This is a genomic window from Legionellales bacterium (assembly GCA_026125385.1).
GTDB lineage: Bacteria > Pseudomonadota > Gammaproteobacteria > JAHCLG01 > JAHCLG01 > JAHCLG01.
Genome location: JAHCLG010000055.1, coordinates 1 through 5,687, shown reverse-complemented (window position 1 = coordinate 5,687; position 5,687 = coordinate 1). Strand labels below are relative to the sequence as shown.

Annotated in this window: 5 protein-coding genes and 1 rRNA gene; 3 read left to right on the top strand and 3 right to left on the bottom strand. The window is 40.1% G+C overall.

What is annotated here, in order from left to right:
* Both KIT27_12170 and KIT27_12165 read right to left on the bottom strand, forming a co-directional pair.
* Positions 1 to 285, bottom strand: a 16S ribosomal RNA gene (locus tag KIT27_12170); the annotation flags it as partial.
* Positions 286 to 711: 426 nt separating this feature from the next.
* Positions 712 to 1,941: a tyrosine--tRNA ligase gene (locus KIT27_12165; protein MCW5590401.1), complete on the bottom strand. Its 1,230-nt coding sequence runs from the start codon at positions 1,939 to 1,941 to the stop codon at positions 712 to 714.
* Positions 1,942 to 2,066: 125 nt separating this feature from the next.
* Between KIT27_12165 and KIT27_12160 the strand changes: the two genes are divergently transcribed.
* Positions 2,067 to 3,404 carry a peptidoglycan DD-metalloendopeptidase family protein gene (locus KIT27_12160; protein MCW5590400.1) on the top strand — a complete coding sequence of 446 codons (1,338 nt, stop codon included), beginning with the start codon at positions 2,067 to 2,069 and terminating at the stop codon, positions 3,402 to 3,404.
* 72 nt (positions 3,405 to 3,476) lie between these two features.
* On the top strand, positions 3,477 to 4,694 hold the full coding sequence (locus KIT27_12155; GenBank protein ID MCW5590399.1) for a PilT/PilU family type 4a pilus ATPase: 1,218 nt from the start codon (positions 3,477 to 3,479) through the stop codon (positions 4,692 to 4,694).
* Here the strand turns inward: KIT27_12155 and erpA are convergent.
* Complete coding sequence (erpA, locus tag KIT27_12150; protein ID MCW5590398.1) at positions 4,691 to 5,092, bottom strand: iron-sulfur cluster insertion protein ErpA; 402 nt, start codon at positions 5,090 to 5,092, stop codon at positions 4,691 to 4,693. The two genes, KIT27_12155 and erpA, sit on opposite strands and share 4 nt — an antisense overlap.
* A gap of 170 nt (positions 5,093 to 5,262) precedes the next feature.
* Here erpA and KIT27_12145 point away from each other — a divergent pair.
* A partial coding sequence (locus KIT27_12145; protein ID MCW5590397.1) for a CopD family protein occupies positions 5,263 to 5,687 on the top strand: 425 nt, incomplete at its 3' end.

The window sequence follows — 5,687 nt, the reverse complement described above, 5'->3', positions numbered from 1 at the left end:
CGATCGTCGCCTTGGTGAGCCTTTACCTCACCAACAAGCTAATCGGACGTAGGCTCATCCTAAAGCACGAGGCCCGAAGGTCCCCCGCTTTGCTCCGTAGAGATTATGCGGTATTAGCCCGAGTTTCCTCGGGTTATCCCCCACTCTAGGGTAGATTCCTACGCATTACTCACCCGTCCGCCACTCGACGCCTACCTAGCAAGCTAGGTATCGTTTCCGTTCGACTTGCATGTGTTAAGCATGCCGCCAGCGTTCAATCTGAGCCAGAATCAAACTCTTCAAAAAAAATTAATTTACAGAGACGTTACATAAAGCAACGCAACTGAATTAGGGATTGTTGATTGATTAGCTCAACCAACGAAAAAGCTTTATGTCTATCTAAATTGACTAAAGCCAGTACCCACACATATTGCTTGGCTCAAACATTTTGTTAAAGAACAGTGACTTTCGTATTTTTTAAACTCTGTCACAAGGAGCGCCTATTCTACTCATTTCTTTTTCGATGTCAACTTTATTTTTAAGTTTTTTTCAAAAAAGTTTTTTCCGTTTTTCCTGAATAAACACAGTGCTAATCCTTAACCCTGTTTCCCCTCAGCACCATCGGCTGAGGGGCGCTACTTTGCTTGAAGTTGAAATCAAAGTCAACAAGAAATTTAAAATTTTTTAAATTATTTTTTGCCCGTCGAATAACTCTCTTAATTTGTAATTTACTCAACCTGCTGACGAGGGTAGATCAGAGCTGGCCTCCGTGATGATCCGTGCAAAGCGTCTTTTGCCTACTTGTAAAACAACCGAGACTCCCGGCATTAAACGCATCTGGGTGTCCAAAATCTTAGCCCCATCAATTTTCACTGCCGCTTGTTTTAGCATGCGTATCCCATCCGAGCTACTGTCGACAAGTCCTGCTAATTTTAAAATATTCGCCAGTGGTAAACCCGTGAGCGGTACGCGAATGATTTTTTCTTCTATGTCACTTGGCATTTCGCCTTGACGAAATCGTGCAATAAAATTAGTTTTCGCCTGATCGGCTGCAATTACATTATGAAATCGCGTCACAATTTCATGCGCTAATTCAAATTTTATATCACGTGGATTTGCACCTTCCGCAATTGATTCACGATAACGCTGAATTTCATTTTTAGGTTTTAAACTCACTAACTCAAAATAACGCCACATTAAATCATCAGAAATTGACATGATTTTTCCAAACATTTCATCGGGTGGTTCATGAATGCCAATATAATTATTTAATGATTTTGACATTTTTTTTACACCGTCTAATCCTTCTAGCAAAGGTGTCGTGATCACAATTTGCGGTGGCTGTTGATAATGTTTTTGTAATTCACGTCCGATTAACAAATTAAATTTTTGATCAGTGCCGCCTAATTCCACATCGGCTTTTAATGCGACTGAATCGTAGCCTTGTAATAACGGATATAAAAATTCATGGATAGCGATAGATGCGCCACTGGCATAACGTTTAGCAAAATCATCACGTTCCATCATGCGAGCAACAGTGTATTTTGCAGCAATACTGATTAAATCAGTCGGGCTTAATTGGTTCATCCATTCTGAATTAAATTGAATTTTAGTTTTTTTAGGATCGAGTATTTTAAAAATTTGTTGTTGATAGGTGCGAGAATTTTCTTGTACTTGCTCACGTGTTAAAGGAGGACGCGTCGCACTTTTACCACTGGGATCACCAATCATGCCAGTAAAATCACCAATTAAAAAAACAACCTGATGTCCCAACTCTTGAAAATGCCGCATTTTGTTAATTAATACTGTGTGGCCTAAATGTAGGTCTGGTGCTGTCGGATCAAAACCGGCTTTAATGGTTAATGGCTTTTGCGTTTTTAAGCGTTCGCGCAATTCGCTTTCAACTAAGATTTCTTCACAACCGCGGGTGATAAGTTCTAGTTGTTCATCTACATTTTGCATGATATTAATTCCTCGTAAATTTCTGCCTCTAAAAATGTTATAAATTACCCTGAAAACATTGACCTATCACTCAAGTCTGGTTTAAGGTTAGTGTTTGTGTATCGTTTTGATAGGTGGATTAGCTAATGGCAACCAATTCGCAAACCTCAATTACCATGCAGCGTTCCCTACTGTTTTTACTTGGCCTTCTTATTGTGTCTTTAGTGATTATTGGTAACTGGTATCATCAACAACCCTTGGAAAAGCCAGCGTCTGAAATGACAGCAAGCATTCCCATCAATCTTCCGCATCTACCCAAGTTAGCGAATGCTCATGCCCCCAACACACCTGCTCATCTAGCAGTTGAGAAGCCACCCGCCATAAACCTCTTGGCACCAACACCCACGACTCAAAAACCAACTGTTTATGAAATCAGAATAAAACCTCATCAAACAATCACTCATCTTTTTCATGATCTGCATATACCATATCAACAATTGCATGCTTTACTCAAGTTGCCTCACACTAAATATGCGTTAACCCATTTACATCCTCAGCAAAAAATCACGCTAACATTATCCGCTGCAGGCAAATTATCACAATTACTCACGCAAATGGATAATATCCAAACCTTAACAGTCAATGCGAATGGCCAAGGCTTTCAAGAAAAAATCACCACCATACCCTTACCTGTGAAAAAAATAGCAGCGACAGCTACCATAAAGCATTCTCTGGCGAGTGCATTCAAACACAACAATTTACCCGAATCCATGATGATTCATTTACGCAAAATTTTTGCTGAGAAATTAAATTTTGCCCGTGATATTCGTGCAGGAGATAAAGTAGACATTATTTATAACCGCTATGATTTGGGTCATGGACATTTTCGTTACGGGCCTATTTTAGCCGCGCAATTTATTACGCATAAAGGCACTTTTACCGCAGTAGGTTTAGCAGAACATGGTGAGTATCATTATTACGATCCGCACGGTCACAGTTTAAAAACTTCGTTTCTGCGTTTTCCGCTACACTACACGCGAATTGCCTCCACGTTTTCCCTGCACCGCTGGCATCCTATCCTGCATATTTGGCGTGCTCATTTAGGTATCGATTTAGACGCACCTTCCGGCTCACCTATTTATGCAGTAGCGGCTGGCAAAATTATTTTCCGTGGTCATCAACACGGTTATGGCAATGTAGTAGTCATTGATCACGGGCGTGGGATAACCACACTCTACGCGCACATGGCGCGCTTTAAACCTGGCGAGCACCTCGATATGCAGGTTAAACAAGGACAAGTGATTGGTTATGTGGGTGAGAGTGGACTGGCGACTGGCCCTCATTGTCATTTTGAATTTCGCGAAAATGGTCAACATTTAAATCCTGCCACGGTAAAACTTCCGGGTGGCCTGCCCTTATCAGGTCATACCTTACATACCTTTCTCACGATGGAAAAACCGTTATTAGCGCAGTTGAAATCTTAAAGCTAAATCCAATACCAGAATTAGCGTCTATAATGAATAATTAAGCGACGTGATCGGTAATAGGGATTAACCATGGAATTCCAGGAATATCTTAATATCATGGTGGCAGAAGATGCCTCTGATTTATTTCTCACGACAGGCGCACGCGCCACCATTCGCACCAGTCTTGGCATGTTACCCATTGAAGAAGATCCTTTACCCGAAGGATTTGTGAAAAAAATGGCTTTTAAGATTATGAATCCCGAGCAGCAAAAGGAATTTGAAAAAAAATTAGAAATGAATTTGGCCTATGCCACAGAAGGTGCGCGTTTTCGGGTGAATATTTTTCAGCAACGCAATGAAGTCGGCATGGTCATTCGTAGTATTAAATTAATCATGCCCGATATGGAAAGTATGGGATTACCCGTCGATGTTTTTCGCAAAGTGGTGATGTATAAACGCGGCTTAGTGTTATTTGTGGGTGCAACCAGTTCTGGTAAATCGACGTCACTGGCGGCGATGATTAATTATCGAAATGAAAACGATGCCTGTCATATTATTACCATTGAAGATCCCATGGAATTTATTCACCCTCACAAGCAAGCCATCATCGAACAACGCGAAGTGGGCTTTGATACCTTAAGTTATGACGAAGCATTAAAAAATACTTTACGGCAAGCACCTGATGTGATTTTAATTGGGGAAATTCGTACACGCGAAACCATGGAACACGCTATCACCTTCGCCGAAACTGGGCATTTATGTCTTTCTACGCTACACGCTAATAATGCTAATCAAGCGTTTGCGCGGATTTTAAGTTTTTTTCCTGAAGAACGTCACGCTCGAACTTTATTGGATTTATCGTTGAATATGCGTGCGATTATTTCACAACGGTTAATTTCAAGCATTCAGGGCGGAAAAGTGCCCGCTGTCGAAGTATTATTAAATAGTCCACTCATTAGTGAATTGATTAAGCGTGGCGAGTTACGCGAAATTAAAGACGTAATGCGTCGTTCAGAACATCAAGGCATGCAAACATTTGATATGGCGTTATTTCAGTTATATAAAGACGGCAAAATTACCTATGATGATGCGCTAGCAAACGCCGACTCAGCTAACGATTTACGTTTAGCGATTTCGATTGAAGAAAATACCGTTGATATGAGTCAGTTGCAAAAAGAAGACGATACTGAAAAAAATTCGACACAGTCTTTTAGCAAAGAAGAAAAGAAAAAAGAGAAAAAGAGTATTACTGGCTTATCGCTAGAGAAAAAGCCGGAAGACGATGATGACACTTTTTTTCGGCGTTAAATTGAAAATGACGAACCACAACCGCAAGTTGTTTGGGCATTAGGATTACGGATGACAAATTGTGAGCCTTCGATATCTTCTTTGTAGTCAATTTCAGCACCAACTAAGTATTGAAAACTTAACGGATCGATTAACAAGGTGACCGATTTAGAACCTGAACCTTCGCCACCCTCTTCATCAATATTTCGAGCAATGACGGTATCATCTTCATTCACCACTTCATCGAAGGTAAAGCCATATTGAAATCCTGAGCACCCGCCGCCAGTGACAAACACTCGCAGTTTTAAATCGAAATTATTTTCATCTTCGATAAGCTGCCACACTTTGCGCGCAGCATTTTGGGTGAAGATTAACAAGTCTTCTTGTGCGGGTTGATATTCTTGCGTCAGCGTGCTCATGATGTTCTCCAAATTGCGGGACACATTTTGATTATTTAAAACTAGCGTTAAGTATAGCAAGTCTAACCAAAGACGAAAACTAGCATTTTTGTTTGCTTAATTTTCTTAGGCAATTTATCCTTTCTTACCGACTTATTTTTAGCATTCACTTAAAAGGTTAACACCGTATTATGCAATGGATTTTAGCATTTCACATTATTTTTGTAGTTTGTTGGTTTAGCGGGATTTTTTATTTGCCTCGCTTATTCGTTTATCATGCGCAAACTACAGATACAATTGGTCGTGAACGTTTTAAAGTGATGGAGCGAAAATTATATTATTTCACCACTCCTTTTGCGATCCTCGCCACGTTGTTTGGAATACTACTCATCACCTTTAATCCTCAATATTATGCTCATGCCGCTTGGTTTCATCTTAAAATGTTTTTAGTGATGTTATTATGGGTGTACCACATTATTTGCGGTTATTATCTTAAACAATTTGCTCTCGATCAAAATCGTCATACCCATGTTTTTTATCGCGTCTTCAATGAGTTGCCAGTGATTATTTTATTTGCCGCGGTGATTCTAGTGGTGGTAAAACCTGTTTTTGCCTA

What these genes read in the sequence shown, in the direction of transcription:
- KIT27_12165 (MCW5590401.1), bottom strand. Translation starts at nt 1,941, where the DNA reads ATGCAAAATGTAGATGAACAACTAGAACTTATCACCCGCGGTTGTGAA.
- KIT27_12160 (MCW5590400.1), top strand. Translation starts at nt 2,067, where the DNA reads ATGGCAACCAATTCGCAAACCTCAATTACCATGCAGCGTTCCCTACTG.
- KIT27_12155 (MCW5590399.1), top strand. Translation starts at nt 3,477, where the DNA reads ATGGAATTCCAGGAATATCTTAATATCATGGTGGCAGAAGATGCCTCT.
- erpA (MCW5590398.1), bottom strand. Translation starts at nt 5,092, where the DNA reads ATGAGCACGCTGACGCAAGAATATCAACCCGCACAAGAAGACTTGTTA.